15 protein-coding genes and 1 pseudogene are annotated in these 16,624 nt (G+C 67.5%); 10 read left to right on the forward strand and 6 right to left on the reverse strand.

Annotated elements, in window-relative coordinates; genetic code table 11:
• The 4 genes and pseudogenes from ACA097_RS25690 to ACA097_RS25705 form a co-directional block, all read left to right on the forward strand.
• Entirely contained in the window at window positions 1-1,359 is a 1,359-nt protein-coding gene (locus ACA097_RS25690; RefSeq protein WP_043252870.1) for a DUF1329 domain-containing protein, read from the forward strand.
• Window positions 1,360-1,420: 61 nt separating this feature from the next.
• A complete protein-coding gene (locus tag ACA097_RS25695; RefSeq protein ID WP_371366907.1) occupies window positions 1,421-2,485 on the forward strand; it encodes a WD40/YVTN/BNR-like repeat-containing protein in 1,065 nt (354 codons plus the stop codon).
• A 26-nt stretch (window positions 2,486-2,511) separates the two neighbouring features.
• The gene (locus ACA097_RS25700) at window positions 2,512-4,947 is read left to right on the forward strand and encodes an RND family transporter (RefSeq protein ID WP_371366909.1); all 2,436 of its coding nucleotides are present in this window, start codon (window positions 2,512-2,514) and stop codon (window positions 4,945-4,947) included.
• A 271-nt stretch (window positions 4,948-5,218) separates the two neighbouring features.
• Window positions 5,219-5,428, forward strand: a pseudogene (locus tag ACA097_RS25705) (transposase); the annotation flags it as partial.
• 96 nt (window positions 5,429-5,524) lie between these two features.
• Here the strand turns inward: ACA097_RS25705 and ACA097_RS25710 are convergent.
• Window positions 5,525-5,896, reverse strand: coding sequence for a hypothetical protein (locus ACA097_RS25710; protein ID WP_160287367.1), 372 nt, complete (start codon window positions 5,894-5,896; stop codon window positions 5,525-5,527).
• Between the two features lie 215 nt (window positions 5,897-6,111).
• Here ACA097_RS25710 and ACA097_RS25715 point away from each other — a divergent pair, with 215 nt between their 5' ends.
• On the forward strand, window positions 6,112-6,426 hold the full coding sequence (locus ACA097_RS25715; protein WP_371366911.1) for an I78 family peptidase inhibitor: 315 nt from the start codon (window positions 6,112-6,114) through the stop codon (window positions 6,424-6,426).
• 41 nt (window positions 6,427-6,467) lie between these two features.
• Here ACA097_RS25715 and ACA097_RS25720 read toward each other — a convergent pair whose 3' ends face one another.
• Entirely contained in the window at window positions 6,468-7,394 is a 927-nt protein-coding gene (locus ACA097_RS25720; protein ID WP_371366913.1) for a LysR family transcriptional regulator, read from the reverse strand.
• 118 nt (window positions 7,395-7,512) lie between these two features.
• On the opposite strand from ACA097_RS25720, the gene ACA097_RS25725 reads away from it, so the two are divergent.
• Window positions 7,513-8,271, forward strand: coding sequence for a 3-oxoacyl-ACP reductase family protein (locus ACA097_RS25725; protein WP_371366915.1), 759 nt, complete (start codon window positions 7,513-7,515; stop codon window positions 8,269-8,271).
• Between the two features lie 17 nt (window positions 8,272-8,288).
• Here ACA097_RS25725 and ACA097_RS25730 read toward each other — a convergent pair whose 3' ends face one another.
• On the reverse strand, window positions 8,289-9,386 hold the full coding sequence (locus ACA097_RS25730) for an FUSC family protein (protein WP_371366917.1): 1,098 nt from the start codon (window positions 9,384-9,386) through the stop codon (window positions 8,289-8,291).
• Window positions 9,387-9,644: 258 nt separating this feature from the next.
• On the opposite strand from ACA097_RS25730, the gene ACA097_RS25735 reads away from it, so the two are divergent.
• Together ACA097_RS25735 and ACA097_RS25740 are read left to right on the forward strand one after the other, a co-directional pair.
• Window positions 9,645-10,610 carry a metallophosphoesterase gene (locus tag ACA097_RS25735; protein WP_242411174.1) on the forward strand — a complete coding sequence of 322 codons (966 nt, stop codon included), beginning with the start codon at window positions 9,645-9,647 and terminating at the stop codon, window positions 10,608-10,610.
• A 90-nt stretch (window positions 10,611-10,700) separates the two neighbouring features.
• Window positions 10,701-12,767: a bifunctional diguanylate cyclase/phosphodiesterase gene (locus tag ACA097_RS25740; RefSeq protein WP_043252861.1), complete on the forward strand. Its 2,067-nt coding sequence runs from the start codon at window positions 10,701-10,703 to the stop codon at window positions 12,765-12,767.
• Here ACA097_RS25740 and ACA097_RS25745 read toward each other — a convergent pair.
• Entirely contained in the window at window positions 12,742-13,617 is an 876-nt protein-coding gene (locus ACA097_RS25745) for a LysR family transcriptional regulator (protein ID WP_371366920.1), read from the reverse strand. The genes ACA097_RS25740 and ACA097_RS25745 overlap by 26 nt on opposite strands.
• Before the next feature lie 112 nt (window positions 13,618-13,729).
• On the opposite strand from ACA097_RS25745, the gene ACA097_RS25750 reads away from it, so the two are divergent.
• Together ACA097_RS25750 and ACA097_RS25755 are read left to right on the forward strand one after the other, a co-directional pair.
• Window positions 13,730-14,185 carry a nucleoside deaminase gene (locus ACA097_RS25750; RefSeq protein ID WP_371366922.1) on the forward strand — a complete coding sequence of 152 codons (456 nt, stop codon included), beginning with the start codon at window positions 13,730-13,732 and terminating at the stop codon, window positions 14,183-14,185.
• Complete coding sequence (locus tag ACA097_RS25755) at window positions 14,182-15,402, forward strand: CynX/NimT family MFS transporter (RefSeq protein ID WP_371366924.1); 1,221 nt, start codon at window positions 14,182-14,184, stop codon at window positions 15,400-15,402. Before ACA097_RS25750 ends, ACA097_RS25755 begins: the two co-directional genes overlap by 4 nt.
• On the opposite strand, the gene ACA097_RS25760 is transcribed toward ACA097_RS25755, so the two are convergent.
• Together ACA097_RS25760 and ACA097_RS25765 are read right to left on the reverse strand one after the other, a co-directional pair.
• Window positions 15,372-15,548 carry a hypothetical protein gene (locus ACA097_RS25760; RefSeq protein WP_167333370.1) on the reverse strand — a complete coding sequence of 59 codons (177 nt, stop codon included), beginning with the start codon at window positions 15,546-15,548 and terminating at the stop codon, window positions 15,372-15,374. The two genes, ACA097_RS25755 and ACA097_RS25760, sit on opposite strands and share 31 nt — an antisense overlap.
• 109 nt (window positions 15,549-15,657) lie before the next feature.
• Window positions 15,658-16,623, reverse strand: coding sequence for a biotin/lipoyl-binding protein (locus tag ACA097_RS25765; protein ID WP_371366926.1), 966 nt, complete (start codon window positions 16,621-16,623; stop codon window positions 15,658-15,660).
• Window position 16,624 lies beyond the last annotated feature (1 nt).

The following is a 16,624-nucleotide window of genomic DNA, read 5'->3' on the forward strand; positions in this document are numbered from 1 at the left end:
ATGAACTTCAAGCCCACCTTGATCGCCATGGCCCTCGGCCTGGCCATGAGCGGCGCAGCCCAAGCCGCCGTATCGCAACAGGAGGCCGCCCAGCTGGGCGGCGCCCTGACCCTCGTCGGCGCCGAGAAAGGCGCCAACGCGGACGGTTCGATCCCCGCCTACGACGGCGGCCTGACCACTGCGCCGGCCGCCTTCAAGGCCGGTGATTCCATGCGTCCGGACCCCTTCGCTGGCGAGAAGCCGGTGATGGTCATCGACGGCAAGAACGTCGACCAGTACAAGAACCAGCTCAGCGCCACCACCCTGGAACTGGCCAAGCGCTACCCGAGCTTCCGCGTGGACGTCTACCCGACCCACCGCAGCGCCGTCCTGCCCGACGCCGTGCTGGCCAACAGCAAGAAGAACGCCGTCGCCACCCAATCCCTGGAAGGCGGCACCGCCATCGACAACGCGCTGCCGGGCGTGCCGTTCCCGATTCCGAAGACCGGTGCGGAAGCCATGTGGAACTTCCTGCTGCGCTACCAGGGCGTGAACATCAAGGCCAAGTACGACTCGTGGAACGTCGACTCCTCCGGTAGCGCCAACCTGGCCACCACCGGCCAGGCGTTCATCAACTACCCGATCTACGAGAACCTCGATCAGCCGGTGAAGGGCACCGAGGTCTACTACCAGATGAAGCTGTACTACAGCGGCCCGGCGCGCCGCGCCGGCGAGGCGATGATGCTCAAGGACGCCGCCAACCCGCTGCAGCAACCGCGCCGCGCCTGGCAGTACCTGCCCGGCCAGCGCCGCGTGAAGCTGGCGCCGAACCTGGCCTACGACACCCCGAACCCGGGCATGGCCGGCGCCGGCACCTACGACGACGTGTTCGTCTTCAACGGTGCGCTGGACCGCTACGACTGGAAGCTGGTGGGCAAGCAGGAAATGATCGTGCCTTACAACACCTACCGCCTGACCTACGCCAACGACATCAAGCCGGTGGTCACGCCGAACCACCTGGCGCCTGACTTCGTGCGCTGGGAGAAACACCGCGTGTGGGTAGTCGAGGGCACGCTGAAGTCGAATGCGCGGCACATCTACGCCAAGCGCCGCTTCTACCTCGACGAGGACAGCTGGGTCGCTCTGGCCTCCGACGAATACGACGCCCGTGGCCAGCTCTATCGCGGCTCCTTCGCCTTCCTCAGCCAGAGCTACGACAAGCACATCCCGGACGCCACTCCGTTCATGATCTACGACCTGACCGCAGGCTCGTACAACATCAACGGCGTCGTCGGCCCGTACGGCGGCATCAACTACATCGAGCCGCTGGCCGCCACCCAGTGGTCGCCCGAAGCCCTCGCCGGTAGCGGTATCCGCTAAGCGGATGAGCCCGGACGCGGCGGCCCTCGCGGCCGCCGCAACCTAGTACCGAGGAAGCCGTATGCAAACTCCCCTCAAGCTCGCCCTGGCCGGCGCCGGGCTGGGTCTGGCGCTGCTCGCCGCGCCGCCGGCCACCGCCGAGTACGTCGATGTGCTGGACCTGCCCGCGCAGCACAGCACCCTGGCGCTGGGCAGCCCGCTGTCGGCGATTACCCGGGCCGGCAAGCGCCTGCTGGTGGTCGGTCAGCGTGGCCACATCCTTTATTCGGACAACGACGGGCGCGACTGGCAGCAGGCCGAGGTGCCGGTCAGTTCCGATCTCACCGCGATTCGCTTCGCCGGCGAACGCGACGGCTGGGCCGTCGGCCATGACGGTGTGGTGCTGCACAGCGACGACGGCGGCGCGCACTGGACGCGCCAGCTCGACGGCCGGCGCATCGGCCAGCTGATGCTGGACTTCTACGCGGCCAATCCGCAGGCGGACAACGCCGCGCTGCTCGACCAGGCCCAGCGTATGAAAGAGGAGGGCGCCGACAAGCCATTCCTCGACGTCTGGTTCAAGAACGCGAAGGAAGGCTTCGTGGTCGGTGCCTTCAACCTGATCCTGCACACCGCCGACGGCGGCTTGACCTGGACGCCGTGGAACCATCGCGTGGATAACCCGCAATCGCTGCACCTGACCGCCATCGCGGCAGTGGGCGAGGACCTGTTCATCGTGGGTGAGCAGGGCCTGATCCTGAAGCTGGACCGCCAGAGCCAGCGCTTCGTCGCGCTGACTTCTCCCTACAAGGGCACCTTCTTCGGCGTGGTCGGTGAACCCGGCCTGATCTTCGCCTATGGCCTGCGCGGCCATGCCGTGCGCAGCGTCGATGGTGGCGCGAGCTGGAGCGAAGTGAACACTGGCCTGCCGGTCAGCCTCACCGCCGCCAGCGTCGGCGGCGACGGTCGCCTCTACCTCTTCAGCCAGGCCGGCCAAGGCCTGGTCAGCCGTGACCTGGGCGCCAGCTTCACAGCGCTGGCGCTGAACGAACGCACGCCCGTCAGCGGTGTGCTGGCCAGCGGCGACAGCCTGCTGCTGGTCGGCAACCGTGGCCTGCAGCGCAGCGCGCTGCCGGCCGGACAATAAGAACAAGACAGCGAGATAGCCTCAAAATGGTCGACCTCAAGCAAGGCGAGATGCCTGTAGTCCGCGAACTGCGGGACTTCGATACGCACAGCGGCAACCTGCTGGAGCGCCTGGTGTTCAATCACCGGGTGCTGTTCGTCAGCCTGATCGCGCTGGTCACGCTGCTGCTGGGCTGGATGGCGGTGACGCGGCTGGAGGTCAAGCCAAGCTTCGAGAAGATGATCCCGCAGAGCCAGCCTTACATCCGCAACTACCTGGAGAACCGTGCCGCCCTGCGAGGCCTGGGCAACTCGGTGCGGGTGGTGGTGGAGAGCAACAGCGGCGACATCTTCGCGCCGGCCTACCTGGAGACGCTCAAGCAGATCAACGACCAGTTGTTCCTCAGCCCGGGCGTCGACCGCGCCTGGATGAAGTCGCTGTGGTCGCCCGCCGTGCGCTGGACCGAAGTGACCGAGGAAGGCTTCCAGGGCGGCGCAGTCATGCCCGACGGTTATGCCGGCGACGACGCGAGCATCGCCCAACTGCGGCAGAACATCGCCCGCGCCGGCATCGTCGGCAGCCTGGTGGCCAACGACTTCCGTTCGAGCATGCTGGTGGTGCCGCTGCTGGACCATGACTCGGCGACCGGCAAGGGCATCGACTACCGGACCTTCTCCCACGAGCTCGACGAGCTGCGCATCAAGTACGAGTACCAGGGCGACCGCAAGGCCTTCGAAGCCGGCGAGCCGGGCAAGGGCGCGGTACGCATCCACGTGATCGGCTTCGCCAAGCTGGTGGGCGACCTGATCGATGGCCTGATGCGGGTGATGCTGTTCTTCGGCCTGGCGGTGATCTCGGCGTTCTGCATCATCTTCTTCTACACCCGCTGCCTGCGCAGCAGCCTGCTGGTGATCTTCTGCTCGCTGCTGGCGGTGGTCTGGCAACTGGGCCTGGTCGCCTGGCTCGGCTTCGCCCTGGACCCGTATTCGATCCTGGTGCCGTTCCTGATCTTCGCCATCGGCGTATCCCACGCCACGCAGAAGATGAACGGCATCATGCAGGACATCGGCCGCGGCACCCATCGCCTGGTGGCGGCGCGCAACACCTTCCGCCGCCTGTTCCTGGCCGGGGTCACCGCGCTGCTGTGCGACGCCGTGGGCTTCGGCGTCCTGCTGTTGATCGACATCCCGGTGATCAAGGAGCTGGCGCTCACCGCCAGCATCGGCGTCGCCGTGCTGATCTTCACCTCGCTGCTGATGATGCCGGTGGCGCTGTCCTTCGTCGGCGTCAGCCCGCGTGCCGCTGCCCGTGCGCTGCGCGAAGACCAGCTGGAGTCACACGAGCAGGGCATCGGCCGGCTGTGGAGCCTGCTCGACCACTTCACCGAACGGCGCTGGGCGACCATCGCCCTGGTGGTCGCGGGAGTGATCGGCGGCGGCAGCTTCGCCATCAGCCAGCACCTGCAGATCGGCGACCTCGACGCCGGGGCGCCGGAGCTGCGTGCCGACTCGCGCTACAACCGCGACAACGCCTACATCACCAGCCACTACGCGCTGTCCAGCGACCTCTTCGCGGTGATGGTGAAGACGCCCGCCGAAGGCTGCCTGAACTACCGCACGCTGATCCTCGCCGACCGCCTGGGTTGGGCGCTGCAGCAGCATCCGGGCGTGCAGACCACGGTTTCGCTGACCAACGCGGTACGCCAGATCACCGCCGGCACCTACGAAGGCAACCCGAAGTTCGCCAGCCTGCAGCGCAACCAGGACGTGCTCAACTACGCCGCGCAACAGGCCTCGGTGAACGCGCCCGAGCTGTTCAACACCGAGTGCTCGGTGATGCCGGTGATCGCCTTCCTCAAGGACCACAAGGCCAAGACCCTGGAAGAAGTGACGGCGATCGCCGAAGACTTCGCCAAGGCCAACAGCACGCCTGATCGGCAGTTCCTCCTCGCCGCCGGCAGTGCCGGTATCGAGGCGGCGACCAACAGCGTGGTGCACCAGGCGAACCACACCATGCTGCTGTACATCTACGCGGCGGTCAGCCTGTTCTGCCTGATCACCTTCCGCAGCTGGCGCGCGACCGTGGTGGCGATCCTGCCGCTGGTGCTGACCTCGATGCTCTGCGAGGCGCTGATGGTGTTCCTCGGCATCGGCGTGAAGGTGGCGACGCTGCCGGTGATCGCGCTGGGCGTGGGGATTGGCGTCGACTACGCGCTCTATCTATTGAGTGTGCAGTTGCAGTTGCAGCGCGCCGGCCTGCCGCTGGCGATGGCTTACCGCCAGGCGGTGGCCTTTACCGGCAAGGTGGTGGCGCTGGTCGGCGTGACCCTGGCCGCTGGCGTGGTGACCTGGGCCTGGTCGCCGATCAAGTTCCAGGCCGACATGGGCATCCTGCTGACCTTCATGTTCATCTGGAACATGCTCGGCGCCTTGCTGCTGATCCCGGCGCTGTCGCACTTCCTGCTCAACGGCAAGCGCCTCTGAAGCCGCGCTGATAAAGAAGAAGCCCCGCATCTCAGACTGTGTGAAAACCTAGCGGTCTGAGTGCAGGCCAAACAATGCCCGTATCGATCGATACGGGCATTGTCGTTCATGGGCTATATCCGCGGTGAAGGGCGTGGTCAGGGCAGCTTGTTTCCGGTGTCGCTGGATGAGTTGGTCCCTGAAGAACATCTGGTCCGCGTGATCGAGGCCTATGTGGCGCGACTGGATCTGCAGCGACTTGGCTTCAGCAAGGCGCAGGCGAGCAAGGTTGGACGCTCGGCCGGAGATGATGGCCAGGCGCCGGGCGATCGTCGAACACCCCTTTGGCAACCTGAAACAGTGGATATTCGGCAACGGCCGCTTCCTGCTGCGGCAGTTAGCGGGTGCCAGGACAGAGATGGCCCTGGCCGTGCAGGCCTACAACCTCAAACGTGCGATTCAGGTACTCGGCGCTCGGCGCCTGATTGAGCTGATGGGATGAACCCTCAGAAAAGCAAACGCCCCGAACCAGTCGGGGCGTTTGATTAGCCTTGCTCACAGCGTGTTTTCACACAGTCTGATGTACGGGGCTTCTTGCTTACCAGCGACCGTAGCCGTGGCGGTAATGGCCGGGCGGACCGTAGTAACGCGGGCCACCATAGTAGCGCGGGCCGCCGTAGTACACCGGGCGGTACACGGGCCCGCCATACACCACAGCAACCGGCGGCGGAGGGGCGTAATACACCGGAGGCGGCGGATAGTACGCGGCGGGCGGTGGGTAGTAAGCCGGCGGCGCGTAGTAGACCGGGGCAGGCGGGGCGACAGCGCTGGCGACGATGGCTCCACCGACTACCGCACCGAAGATCGCACCGGCAGCGGCGGCGTCGCCATTGCCGTGTGCCGATGCCTGCCCGGCAAGGGCGAGCGAACCGCACAGCAATACAGCGAGTTGAGGGAACCGGCGAAGCATCTGTCTTACCTCCTGAAATGCCCGAAATTTGCGTCGGGTACTTCCTAAGACAATGGGGTAAGAAAAAGTGTAATCAGCCTTCGGTAAAGGTTGTGTAAACCCTGCCGGACGGTCGTTTCGGACATTTCACGCAGTAGCTGGTAACACTTTCCTCCATGGTCCTAAGGCAAGCCTTGCTAAGGTTGCCGCCTTTTCACTCAAGCCACGGAGGCCTTATGTCCTTGATTCGAGTCCTGCCCGTCCTGCTTCTGGGCACCACCCTGCTGGCCGGGTGCAGCAGCGCCGCCAAGCCCGGTGCTTTGACCGAGCCCACGGCAGCAGAAGATGCTCGCTGCAATGCGGAGTCCCTGCAGGCGCTGGTGGGCAAGTCGCAGACCCAGGCGCTGGTGGATCAAGCCCGCCAGCAGGCCGGGGCGAAGACCGCGCGGGTGCTGCATCCGCAAGACGCCGTGACCCTGGAATACAACCCGCAACGCCTGAACATCCACGTCGACGACAGCCTGGTGATCCGCAGCGTCAACTGCGGCTGACCGCACAGTACGCGCCCGCTGCGCAATGCACGGGCGCTGAGTCAGCGCGCGGAGAAACGCTGTTCCAGCCCCTGGGCGCGAAACCGCTCCAGGACGAACTCGACGAAGCAGCGGGTCTTGGCCGGCAGCAGCTTCTGCGCCGGGTAGTAGAGGCTGGTGCTGCCGGCGTCCACGTACCAGTCCGGCAGCACCCTTTGCAGCCTTCCGCTGTCCAGCCAGGGCACGGCGTGCTGCATGCTCACCAGGGTTATTCCGAGGTCCTGCAGGGCGGCGTAGCAGGCGGCTTCTGGGTCGCTCATGTACATGCGCTCGCGCAGTTCGATGGATGCCTGACCCTTGCCTTGCCGATGCGTCAGCGCCCAGGGGCGCACGCGCCCGGTCTGCGGCGAGCGGATGCGAATGCCGTCGTGTTGCGCCAGGTCCTCGGGATTGCGGATCGGCGTGTGTGTATCGAGGTAGGCGGGGGTGGCGAGCAGCACCAGGTGCGCCGGCGACAGCTTGCGCGCGACGACGCCGGGCGGCAGTTCGAAGCCACCGCCGATGGCGGCATCGAAGCCTTCGGCAATGAGCTCGACCTGGCGGTTGTCGAAGTGCCAGTCGGGGCGGATCGCCGGGTAGCGGGAAAGGAAGTCGCCGAGCAGCGGCAGGATGTAGTCGCGGCCGAACGCCAGGCCCATGCTCACCTTGAGCGTTCCACTGGGCTGGCCGCCGGCGCTGGCCAGGTTGGCGATGGCGTTGCGGATGCTGCCCAGGCCGCCGGAGACCTCCGCGAGAAAACGTTCGCCGGCTTCGGTCAGGCTCAGGCTGCGGGTGCTGCGCTGGAACAGCCGCACGCCCAGATTGCCTTCCAGGCGGGCGACGTTCTTGCCCACGGCGGCGGGGGTCAGCCCCAGGTGCCGTGCGGCAGCGGCGAAGCTGCCGGCCTCAGCGCTTCTGACGAAGCACTCTATGCTGTTCAGGGTTTCCATGTCGGGCTCGCGTAAACCATTTGGATCGACTGAATATAGCGATTAACGACTACCGGTTGTGTATTCCGGGGAGGAAACTGAGCCCGTCGTTTACCCCATTCCCTTTCGGAGCACGTCCATGAGCACTAGCACCCAGAATGTTTCCCTCGCCGGCAAGGTCGCCTTCGTCCAGGGCGGCTCGCGCGGCATCGGCGCCGCCATCGTCCAGCGCCTGGCCCGCGACGGCGCCGCCGTGGCCTTCACCTACGCCAGCTCGGCGCAGAAGGCCGAGGAGCTCGCCTCCAGCATCGAAGCCGCCGGCGGCCGCGCCCTGGCGATCAAGGCCGACAGCGCCGACGCCGCGCAGCTCAGCGCCGCCGTCGACCGTGCAGCGGCTCATTTCGGCCGCCTCGACATCCTGGTGAACAACGCCGGCGTACTGGCCGTGGCGCCGCTGGAAGACTTCAGCCTGGAGGACTTCGACCGCACCGTGGCGGTCAACGTGCGCAGCGTGTTCGTCGCGACCCAAGCCGCCGCGCGGCACCTGGGCGAGGGCGGCCGGGTCATCACCATCGGCAGCACCAATGCCGAGCGCATGCCCTTCGCCGGTGGCGGCGTCTACGCCATGAGCAAGGCCGCCGTGACCGGGCTGACCCGTGGCTTCGCCCGCGACCTGGGCCCGCGCGGGATCACCGTCAACACCGTGCAGCCCGGCCCGGTGGACACCGACATGAACCCGGACAGCGGCGACTTCGCCGAGAGCCTCAAGCAGATGATGGCGTTGAACCGTTATGGCCACGCCGAGGAAATCGCCTCCTTCGTTGCCTACCTGGCAGGCCCGGAAGCCGGCTACATCACCGGCGCCAACCTGACCATCGACGGCGGTTTCGCCGCCTGAGTCCGGGGCGCCGCCGCTCAGCCCTGCGTGGGGCGGTCGCGGCTCTGGATGTTCCAGTGGCTGGCGCTGCCGGCGAGCAGGGCGGAGAGCTGTTCCACTTGTTCGAAGAGGCGCAGCGTCAGCCAGTAGTAGCCCTGTTTCTCGAAGCTGTCGGAGAGGTTGTGCGGACGCGGCGGCAGCCGCTCCAGGCCCTGGCATTCCTGCACCAGGCGCGTGGTGCGGCTGAACTTCAGGGCGTGCGCGCACTGCAGCAGCAGGCGCGTGATGGCCTGGCGATGCTGGTCGAGACTGGGCGGAATCGCTTCGATTTCGCCGGCTTCGGCGGCGAACTGACGGGAGGCGATCAGCGATTCCAGGGTGCCCATGATGGCCCGGTGGGCGCGCTGGATCAGCTCCAGTTGGCGCAGCGGCAGGGCCGTCTCGCGCGCCACCGGCGCCAGGTGCGCGCGGGCCGAGACCAGGCGCATATCGAGTTCTTCCATCTGCGCGGAGAAGTGCTCGGCGCGCAGGTCGCGGCTGCTGCTCAGCTGGCCGTAGAGGCGGGCGCAGGCGCGCAGGTTGTCCGACATCAGGTAGCGCCAGACGTACACCGCGCGCAGCGGGTAGATCTGCGCGAAGACCAGCGCCAGGGCCGTGCCGATCAGCACGTTGAGCATGCGCCAAAGGCCCTCGGTCATGTCGTTGCCGCCGTGCCCGGCGACGGTGCACATGGTGATCCCCGCCAGCAGCGCCACGTAGCCGGGGCGGCCGATGGCGAAGTAGGCTGAAGCGGCGCCGAGTGCCGACATCAGCAGGTAGGTCAGGGTGTTCGAGCCGCTGATCTGGTGCACCAGGATCACGCCCAGGCCGAACAGCGCACCCAGAAGGGTGCCCAGTACCCGTTCGTAGGACTTGCCGCGAATGGTGCCCTGGTGCACCAGGCCGCCCATCACCACCAGCACGGTGACCGAAGCCCAGAGCCCATGGGGGATGTCGATGCCGGTGGTCAGCAGGATCGACGCCAGCAGCGCCAGGCCGACGCGCGCGCAATGGATCCAGGCCGCGTAGCGGTAGCGGGTGTAAGGGTTGGCCAGGCGGCGGAAGGGCACGGCCAGTGACTGCGGGACGTTCGCCAAGGGGCGCGGGCTCCTCACCGGGTTCGGGACTTCACCAGCGTAGCGCAGGCGCACTGGGCAACATGGCGGTAACGAAGCCTTGACGCCGGATTCACATTCGATCTGCTGAAGTGCGCCAAACAACAAACGACGGCCCGCACATCGATGTTCGACGGCACCTCCGATCCTCTCTCGTCCTCCAATCCATCCTCCTCAAAGCGCCCGGGCCGGCGGCCACGGCGCATCGGCCGTGGGCTGGTGGTATCGCTTGTGCTGCTCGTGTCCGCTGTTGCGGGCGCCATCGCCTGGCTGCTCACGCCGCCGCCGCCCTACACGCCATTGACCGGCCAGGACCCGCAGAAGGTCGCGCTTTTCGCCCTGGGTGACCAGGGCTCCGGCGACCTGCAGCAATGGCGCGTGGCCATGGGTATGGAGCGTGCCGCCGAGCGCAACGGCGGGGTGAACGGGGTGTTGCTGCTGGGCGACAACTTCTATGGACCGGCGCTCAAGGGCACCTCCGACCGCACCTGGCAGTTGCGTTTCGAGCGCGTCTACTGGGGCAAATGGCTGAGTCACGTGCCTTTCTATGCGGTGCTCGGCAACCATGACTTCCCCAAGTCCTCGAGCGTGGAGCTGGCCTACAGCCGCGAGGCCCGGGGGTCGCGGCGCTGGCAGATGCCCGACTATTTCTATACGCGCGACTTCGGCCTCGTGGATGGCCGGCCGCTGCTGCGGGTGGTCTTCCTCAACAGCTCGGCGCCTCGTGAAGGTCTACTGCAACAGGCCGAATTCATCCGCCAGACCTTCTCCGCACCAGGACCTGCGCCGATCTGGAAGGTGGTGGCGGCGCACATTCCGCCGCGCAATCTCGGCGACCACGGCAATGACGACGCCTTGCTCGGCGACCTGCTGCCGGCGCTGCAGCAGAGCGGGGTGGACCTCTACGTCGCCGCCCACGATCACGACCAGCAATTGATCGTGCGACCCGGCGAGCCGGCCTGGGTGATCTCCGGTGGCGGCGGACAGAAGCTCGACGCCTTACCCCCGAGCGCCAGCCAGGAGGCGCTTTACGCGGCCTCGCGACCGGGCTTCACCGGCCTGCAGTTCACCGCGCAGCGCGTGCAACTGGCGTACTACGACGAGAACGGCAAGCCCGATCACGGCTTCGCCTGGAATCGCAATTGCCCGTGGATGGCGAAGGGCTGCCTGCTGCCTGAGACGGATGGCCAGTTGGCGGGCAACTAAGCAGACAAACGTATCTGGTTTGACATAGTGGCAATTGGCTAGAATCTCGCCCCTTTTGCGCGGACTTCAAACGCGCGTTCGAGATTCGAGATGTTGACTGGTAGTTACGATCTTTCGCTGGTGCTGATTTCGCTGTGCGTGGCGGTGCTGGCGTCCTATACCGCCCTTGACCTCGCCGGGCGCATCGCCCGGGCGAGCGGCTGGGGCGCGCTGCTGTGGATCGGCGGCGGGGCGGTGGCCATGGGGATCGGCGTCTGGTCGATGCACTTCATCGGCATGCTGGCCTTCAGCCTGCCGATTCCGCTGGGCTACGACCTCGCCCTGACCCTGCTTTCCCTGGCCCTGGCGGTGCTCAGCTCCGGCTTCGCCCTGGCCCTGGTCGGCCAGGAGCGGCTGCCCGCCTGGCAACTGGGCGCCGGTGCCCTGGTGATGGGCTGCGGCATTGCCGGCATGCACTACCTGGGCATGTACGCGATGCTCATGCAGCCGGGCATCGACTACGACCCGGTGTTGTTCGGCCTGTCCCTGGTGATCGCGGCCCTGGCTTCCGGGGCGGCGCTGTGGATCGCCGTCCGCCTGCGCAAGCGCACGCCCTATGTGCGCCTGATGCGAGCCGGCGCCGCGCTGCTGATGGGCCTGGCCATCGTCGGCATGCACTACACCGGCATGGCCGCCGCGCGCTTCCCGTTGGGCAGCTTCTGCGGCGCCGCGCCGAGCGGGCTGGACAGCCACTGGCTGGCGATCCTGGTGATCCTCGTGACCCTCGCCGTGCTGGCCATCGCCTTGCTCACCTCGATCCTTGACGCGCGCATGGAAGAACGCACCGCGCAGCTGGCGAAGTCGCTGGCCCAGGCCAACCTGGAACTCACCCAACTGGCCCTGCACGACACCCTGACGCGCCTGCCGAACCGCCTTTTGCTGGAAGATCGTATCGGCCAGAAGATCGCCAAGGCCCAGCGCGACGGCGGGCACTTTGCGCTCATGTTCCTCGATCTGGATGGCTTCAAGCCGGTGAACGACGCCTTCGGCCACCACGTCGGCGACCAGCTGCTGCGCGCCGTGGCGCAGCGCCTGCGCGACAACATGCGCACCGAAGACACCCTGGCGCGCATCGGCGGCGACGAATTCGTCCTGCTCATGAAGCTGCGCGACCCCGAAGACGCAGCCAGCGTCGCCAGCCAGCAGATCGCCCTGCTGGCCGAGCCGTTCCACGTCAAGGGCGAGGAGCTGCGCATCTCCGGCAGCATCGGCATCGCCCTGTACCCGGGCGACGGGCAGAACCAGCAGGAGCTGCTGATCAACGCCGACGCGGCGATGTACCACGCCAAGGGCAGCGGGAAGAACGCCTACAGCTTCTTCGAGCAGTCGATGAACACCAATGCGCGCAACCACCTGCAGATGCTCCAGGACCTGCGCTCGGCGCTGGAACGCAAGGAGTTCCTGCTGCACTACCAGCCCAAGTTTGCCGCCCATGATGGTCGCCTGATCGGTGCCGAGGCGCTGCTTCGCTGGCAGCATCCGCAACGTGGCCTGGTGATGCCGGACGAGTTCATTGCCATCGCCGAACGTACCGGGCTGATCGTCCCGATCGGCGAATGGGTGCTCGACGAGGCCTGCCGGCAGATGAGCCTGTGGTACGCCCAGGGGCATCACGACTGGCGCGTTGCGGTGAATCTTTCCGCCCTGCAGTTCTGCCACGCCGGGCTGGTCGATTGCGTCGCCGCGACCCTGGCTCGCCACGGCCTGCCGGCCAACTGCCTGACCCTGGAGATCACCGAGACCACGGCCATGCGCGACGCCGACAGCAGCCTGGCGATCCTGGGCCAGCTCGCCGACATGGGCGTCGACCTGTCCATCGACGACTTCGGCACCGGCTATTCGAGCCTGCTCTACCTCAAGCGCCTGCCGGCCAACGAGCTGAAGATCGACCGTGGCTTCGTCCGTGACCTGGAACAGGACAGCGACGACGCGGCCATCGTCTCGGCGATCGTCGCGCTGGGCCAGGCGCTGGACCTGCGCATCGTCGCCGAGGGCGTGGAGACGCCGCGCCAACAGGACTTCCTCACGCGCCTGGGCTGCGACTCGCTGCAGGGCTACCTGCTGGGCCAGCCGTGCCCACCGGAGCAGATCCTCAAGGCCGCGACCGAGCCGGTATGACGGCCGGGGCCTGGTCGCACAGTTCGCGCAGCTGCTCGCACAGGCTGCGGCCGCTGCCGGCGAGCCCGTCGCGGGCGTAGAGCGCCAGCTCCAGGCCGTCGACCAGCGGGAAGCCTTCGTCCGCGCCCAGCTCGCGCATCCCGCCCTGCAGGCAGCGCCGCGGCAGCAGGCTGACGCCCAGGCCGGCGGTGACTGCGGCGCAGAGGCTGGCCAGGCCGGCACTGCCGTAGGCGATGCGCCAGCGGCGACCCTGGGCTTCCAGGGCGTGGATCATCTCCTGGCGGTACAGCGCGCCCTGCGGGAAGGCCACCAGCGGCAGCGGATCGCGCAGGGACGCGGGTTGCGTGGCGCTGTCCAGCCAGCACAACGGCTCCGGCCAGCGCGCCAGGCAATCGCTGTCCGCCCCCCATTGCTTGACCAGGGCCACATCCAGCTCGCCATCGCGGTACTGGCGCAGCAGTTCATGGCTGAGCCCGCTGCTGACCTCCAGGCGCAGGCGCGGCCGTTGCGCGGCGAAGGCGGCGAGCAACGGCATCATGCGTTCGCCGGCGAAGTCCTCGGGCAGGCCCAGGCGCAACACGCCTTCGCTGTGCTCGTCGCCCAGCGCCTCGCGAGCCTCCTCGCCGAGCTGGAGGATGCGTCGGGCGTAGCCGAGCAGGCGTTCGCCGGACTCGGTCGGCAGCACCTGGCGCCGGCCGCGTTCGAGCAGGCGGCAGCCGAGCTGTTCCTCCAGGCGCAGGATCTGCTGGCTGACGGTGGACTGGGTGAGGTGCAGCAGCTCGCCGGCGCGGGTGAAGTTGCCGGCGTCCACCACCATGACGAAGCTGCGCAGCAGGGTCGGATCTAGCATTCAGGTTTCCACTGGAAGGCATTTTTCCATTTAATTTCACCATAACTCTTTCGGCCGGGATAATCCTCCTCGTGTAAAGGGGCGCGCCGCGCGCCCATCGAGAGGATTTCCCATGCAACACCAGGCATTCATGCAGCTGGCCCTGGCCGAGGCTCGCGCCAACGTCCTGGAAGGCGGCCGGCCGTTCGGCGCCGTGCTGGTGCGCGATGGCCAGGTCATCGCCCGCGCCGCCAACGGCATTCACCTGGACCACGACCCCACCGCCCACGCCGAGCTGCTCGCCATGCGCGCCGCCGGCCGCGCGCTGGGCAGCCCGCGCCTGGACGGCTGCGTGATCTACGCCAGCGGCCAGCCGTGCCCGATGTGCCTGGCGGCCATGCACCTGAGCGGTGTCGCCGCCGTCTATTACGCCTACGCGAATGCCGACGGCGAGCCCTATGGCCTTTCCACCGCAGCGGTCTATGCGCAGATGGCGCTGCCGCTGGCACAGCAGCGCCTGCCGGTGCAGCGGCTGACGCCGGAGGGCGAGGAGGGGCTGTATCGCGCCTGGCAGGAGCGTCGCCCATGACGTACGACAAGGCACGCGCCGGCGGGCTCGGCCTGCTGGTGATAGTCGCCCTGGGCATCAACTTGCGGCCGATCCTCACTTCCATCGGCCCGTTGCTGGCGGAAATCCGCGAGGCTACCGGCCTTGGCTTCCAGGGCGCGTCTTTGCTCACCGTGCTGCCGGTGCTTTGCATGGGCTTGCTGGCCCTGGCCTTGCCGTGGATCGGCCCGCGCCTGGGCGAGAACCGCGGGATGATCGCCGGCCTGCTGGCCATTGCCGGGGCCTGCGCCTGGCGCCTGCTGCTCGATAGCGGCCTGGCGCTGATTGCCAGCGCGGTGCTGGCTGGCGCGGGCGTTGCGATCATCCAGGCGCTGGTGCCGGGCGTGGTGAAACGCTGGTTCCCGCACAAGGTGCCGGCGGCGATGGGGCTCTATTCGGCCTCGCTGATGGCCGGCGGCGGCAGCGCGGCGGTATTGGCGCCGGTACTCGCGCAGCACAGCGGTCACTGGCAGTTAGGCCTTGGCGCCTGGGTCGGGCTGGCCGTGCTAGGCCTGTTGCTGTGGTGCCTGCTGCGTCCGCGTGAAGCGAGGGCGAAGGAGCCCGCTCGGCGTGGCACGCACTTCTTCGGTAGCCGCCGGGCCTGGTTGCTGGCGCTGTATTTCGGCCTGATCAATGGCGGCTATACGAGCATGGTCGCCTGGCTGCCGATGTTCTACCGGCAATTGGGCTGGAGCGCTGCCGGTAGCGGCCGGCTCATCGGCCTGATGACGATCTTCCAGGTGCTCGCCGCGCTGAGCATGCCGGCACTGATCCGCCGTTCCAGCGACCGTCGCCCTTGGCTGGCGCTGTGCCTGACGATCCAGCTCGCGGGCTTCGCCGGCCTGCTGCTGGCGCCGACGCTATTGCCGCTGCCGTGGGTGGCGATGATCGGCTACGGGCTGGGCGCCTGCTTCGCCCTGAGCCTGACGCTGACCCTCGACCATCTCGCCGACCCGGGTGCCGCGGGCGGCCTGGCGGCCTTCGTGCAGGGCATCGGCTTCATCATCACCGGGATCATTCCCTACCTGACCGGCTGGCTGCGCGACGCCACCGGCAGCTTCCAGGCGTCCTGGACGTTGTTGGCGCTGTCGGTGCTGCTGATGCTGGGAGTGACGCTGCGCTTCGCCCCGACCGGCTATGCCCGGGCGATGCGCGGCTGGGGCGGTGCTCAGACCGCGACGGCCGAGGTGGCGAGGTAGATGCGGTAAGTGATGATCGACAGCATGCTCAGCACGCCGATCCACATGAGGAAGACGCCCAGGCCGCGAGCGCGGAGGGTGAAGCCGATGCCGAGCATGAGCATGCCGAAGATGATGACTGCGAGCGTGACGACCACGGAATTCATGAAGTGCCTCTGTCCTTTGCGGCGATAGGGAAAGTCTAGGCCAGCGCCGCCTCGAAAGCGCTCTATCCGGCGTGGCAGACGCGCAGGATAACGGCGCTCGGGCGATGCGTCACGGTTGGTGGGCGTCCTCGACCACGCTGACCGTTGCTGTGATCCCGGCGCGCAGGCGGGTCTTGTCGGTGCTGGCCGGATCGAGGGCGATGCGCACCGGAATCCGCTGCGCCAGCTTCACCCAGGTGTAGCTGGGGTTGATGTTGGCCAGCAGCCGGCTGCCGGGGGCGTTCTCGCGGTCGGTGATGGCGTAGGCGATGCTGTCGACGCGACCCTTCAGGCGCTCCCCGCTCATCAGCTCGATGCGCACCGGGTCGCCTTCGTGGATGCGTGGCAGCTTGGTTTCCTCGAAGTAGCCGCTGACGTAGAAGGAGTCGCTGTCGACCACCGCCAGCAGTGGCTCGCCGCCGCGCGCGTAGTCCCCCGAGCGGGTCAGCAGGTTGGTCACGAAGCCGTTGACCGGGGCATAGACGCGGGTCCGCTGCAGGTCCAGGGCGGCCTGGTTGTAGGCGCTCTCGGCGAGCTGCACCTGGGCCTCGACGAGCCCCAGGCTGGCCTGCTCGCGGACCAGCTGGGCCTGGGCCACGGCGACGTCGGTGCTGGAGCGTTGCCATTCTTCGGCGGAGATCGCCGAGCGTTCCTTCAGCGTGCGGCGCCGTTGCTCTTCACTCTGGCGCAGGCGCAACAGCGCCTGGTTGGCGGCGATGGTGGCCTGCGACTGGCCGAGCGCGGCCTTGGCCACCGTCACCGCGCGCTCTGCGCGCTGCAGGGCGAGTTCGTAGGTTTGCGGGTCGATGCGCAGCAGTAGGTCGCCCTTTTTCACCCGCTGGTTGTCCTGCACGTGCAGCTCGACGATGCGCCCGGCGACTTCCGCCGCCAGGGTCACCACGTCGGCGCGCACGCGGGCGTCGCGGGTCCAGGGCGAGCGGGTGTAGTAGATCCAGGCCTGGCTGCCGAAGACCACGGCGAGGACGACCAGCCCGAGGGTGAGCAGCGGCGGGGCGATTCGGCGCAACAGGTTCATC

The sequence above is a fragment of the Pseudomonas sp. QL9 genome (assembly GCF_041409665.1).
In the GTDB taxonomy this organism is placed as follows: domain Bacteria; phylum Pseudomonadota; class Gammaproteobacteria; order Pseudomonadales; family Pseudomonadaceae; genus Pseudomonas; species Pseudomonas knackmussii.

Bases quoted from the DNA above. Each gene is read 5' to 3' on its own strand.
- ACA097_RS25690 (WP_043252870.1), top strand. From the start codon at position 1: ATGAACTTCAAGCCCACCTTGATCGCCATGGCCCTCGGCCTGGCCATG.
- ACA097_RS25695 (WP_371366907.1), top strand. From the start codon at position 1,421: ATGCAAACTCCCCTCAAGCTCGCCCTGGCCGGCGCCGGGCTGGGTCTG.
- ACA097_RS25700 (WP_371366909.1), top strand. From the start codon at position 2,512: ATGGTCGACCTCAAGCAAGGCGAGATGCCTGTAGTCCGCGAACTGCGG.
- ACA097_RS25710 (WP_160287367.1), bottom strand. From the start codon at position 5,896: ATGCTTCGCCGGTTCCCTCAACTCGCTGTATTGCTGTGCGGTTCGCTC.
- ACA097_RS25715 (WP_371366911.1), top strand. From the start codon at position 6,112: ATGTCCTTGATTCGAGTCCTGCCCGTCCTGCTTCTGGGCACCACCCTG.
- ACA097_RS25720 (WP_371366913.1), bottom strand. From the start codon at position 7,394: ATGGAAACCCTGAACAGCATAGAGTGCTTCGTCAGAAGCGCTGAGGCC.
- ACA097_RS25725 (WP_371366915.1), top strand. From the start codon at position 7,513: ATGAGCACTAGCACCCAGAATGTTTCCCTCGCCGGCAAGGTCGCCTTC.
- ACA097_RS25740 (WP_043252861.1), top strand. From the start codon at position 10,701: ATGTTGACTGGTAGTTACGATCTTTCGCTGGTGCTGATTTCGCTGTGC.
- ACA097_RS25745 (WP_371366920.1), bottom strand. From the start codon at position 13,617: ATGCTAGATCCGACCCTGCTGCGCAGCTTCGTCATGGTGGTGGACGCC.
- ACA097_RS25750 (WP_371366922.1), top strand. From the start codon at position 13,730: ATGCAACACCAGGCATTCATGCAGCTGGCCCTGGCCGAGGCTCGCGCC.
- ACA097_RS25755 (WP_371366924.1), top strand. From the start codon at position 14,182: ATGACGTACGACAAGGCACGCGCCGGCGGGCTCGGCCTGCTGGTGATA.
- ACA097_RS25760 (WP_167333370.1), bottom strand. From the start codon at position 15,548: ATGAATTCCGTGGTCGTCACGCTCGCAGTCATCATCTTCGGCATGCTC.
- ACA097_RS25765 (WP_371366926.1), bottom strand. From the start codon at position 16,623: ATGAACCTGTTGCGCCGAATCGCCCCGCCGCTGCTCACCCTCGGGCTG.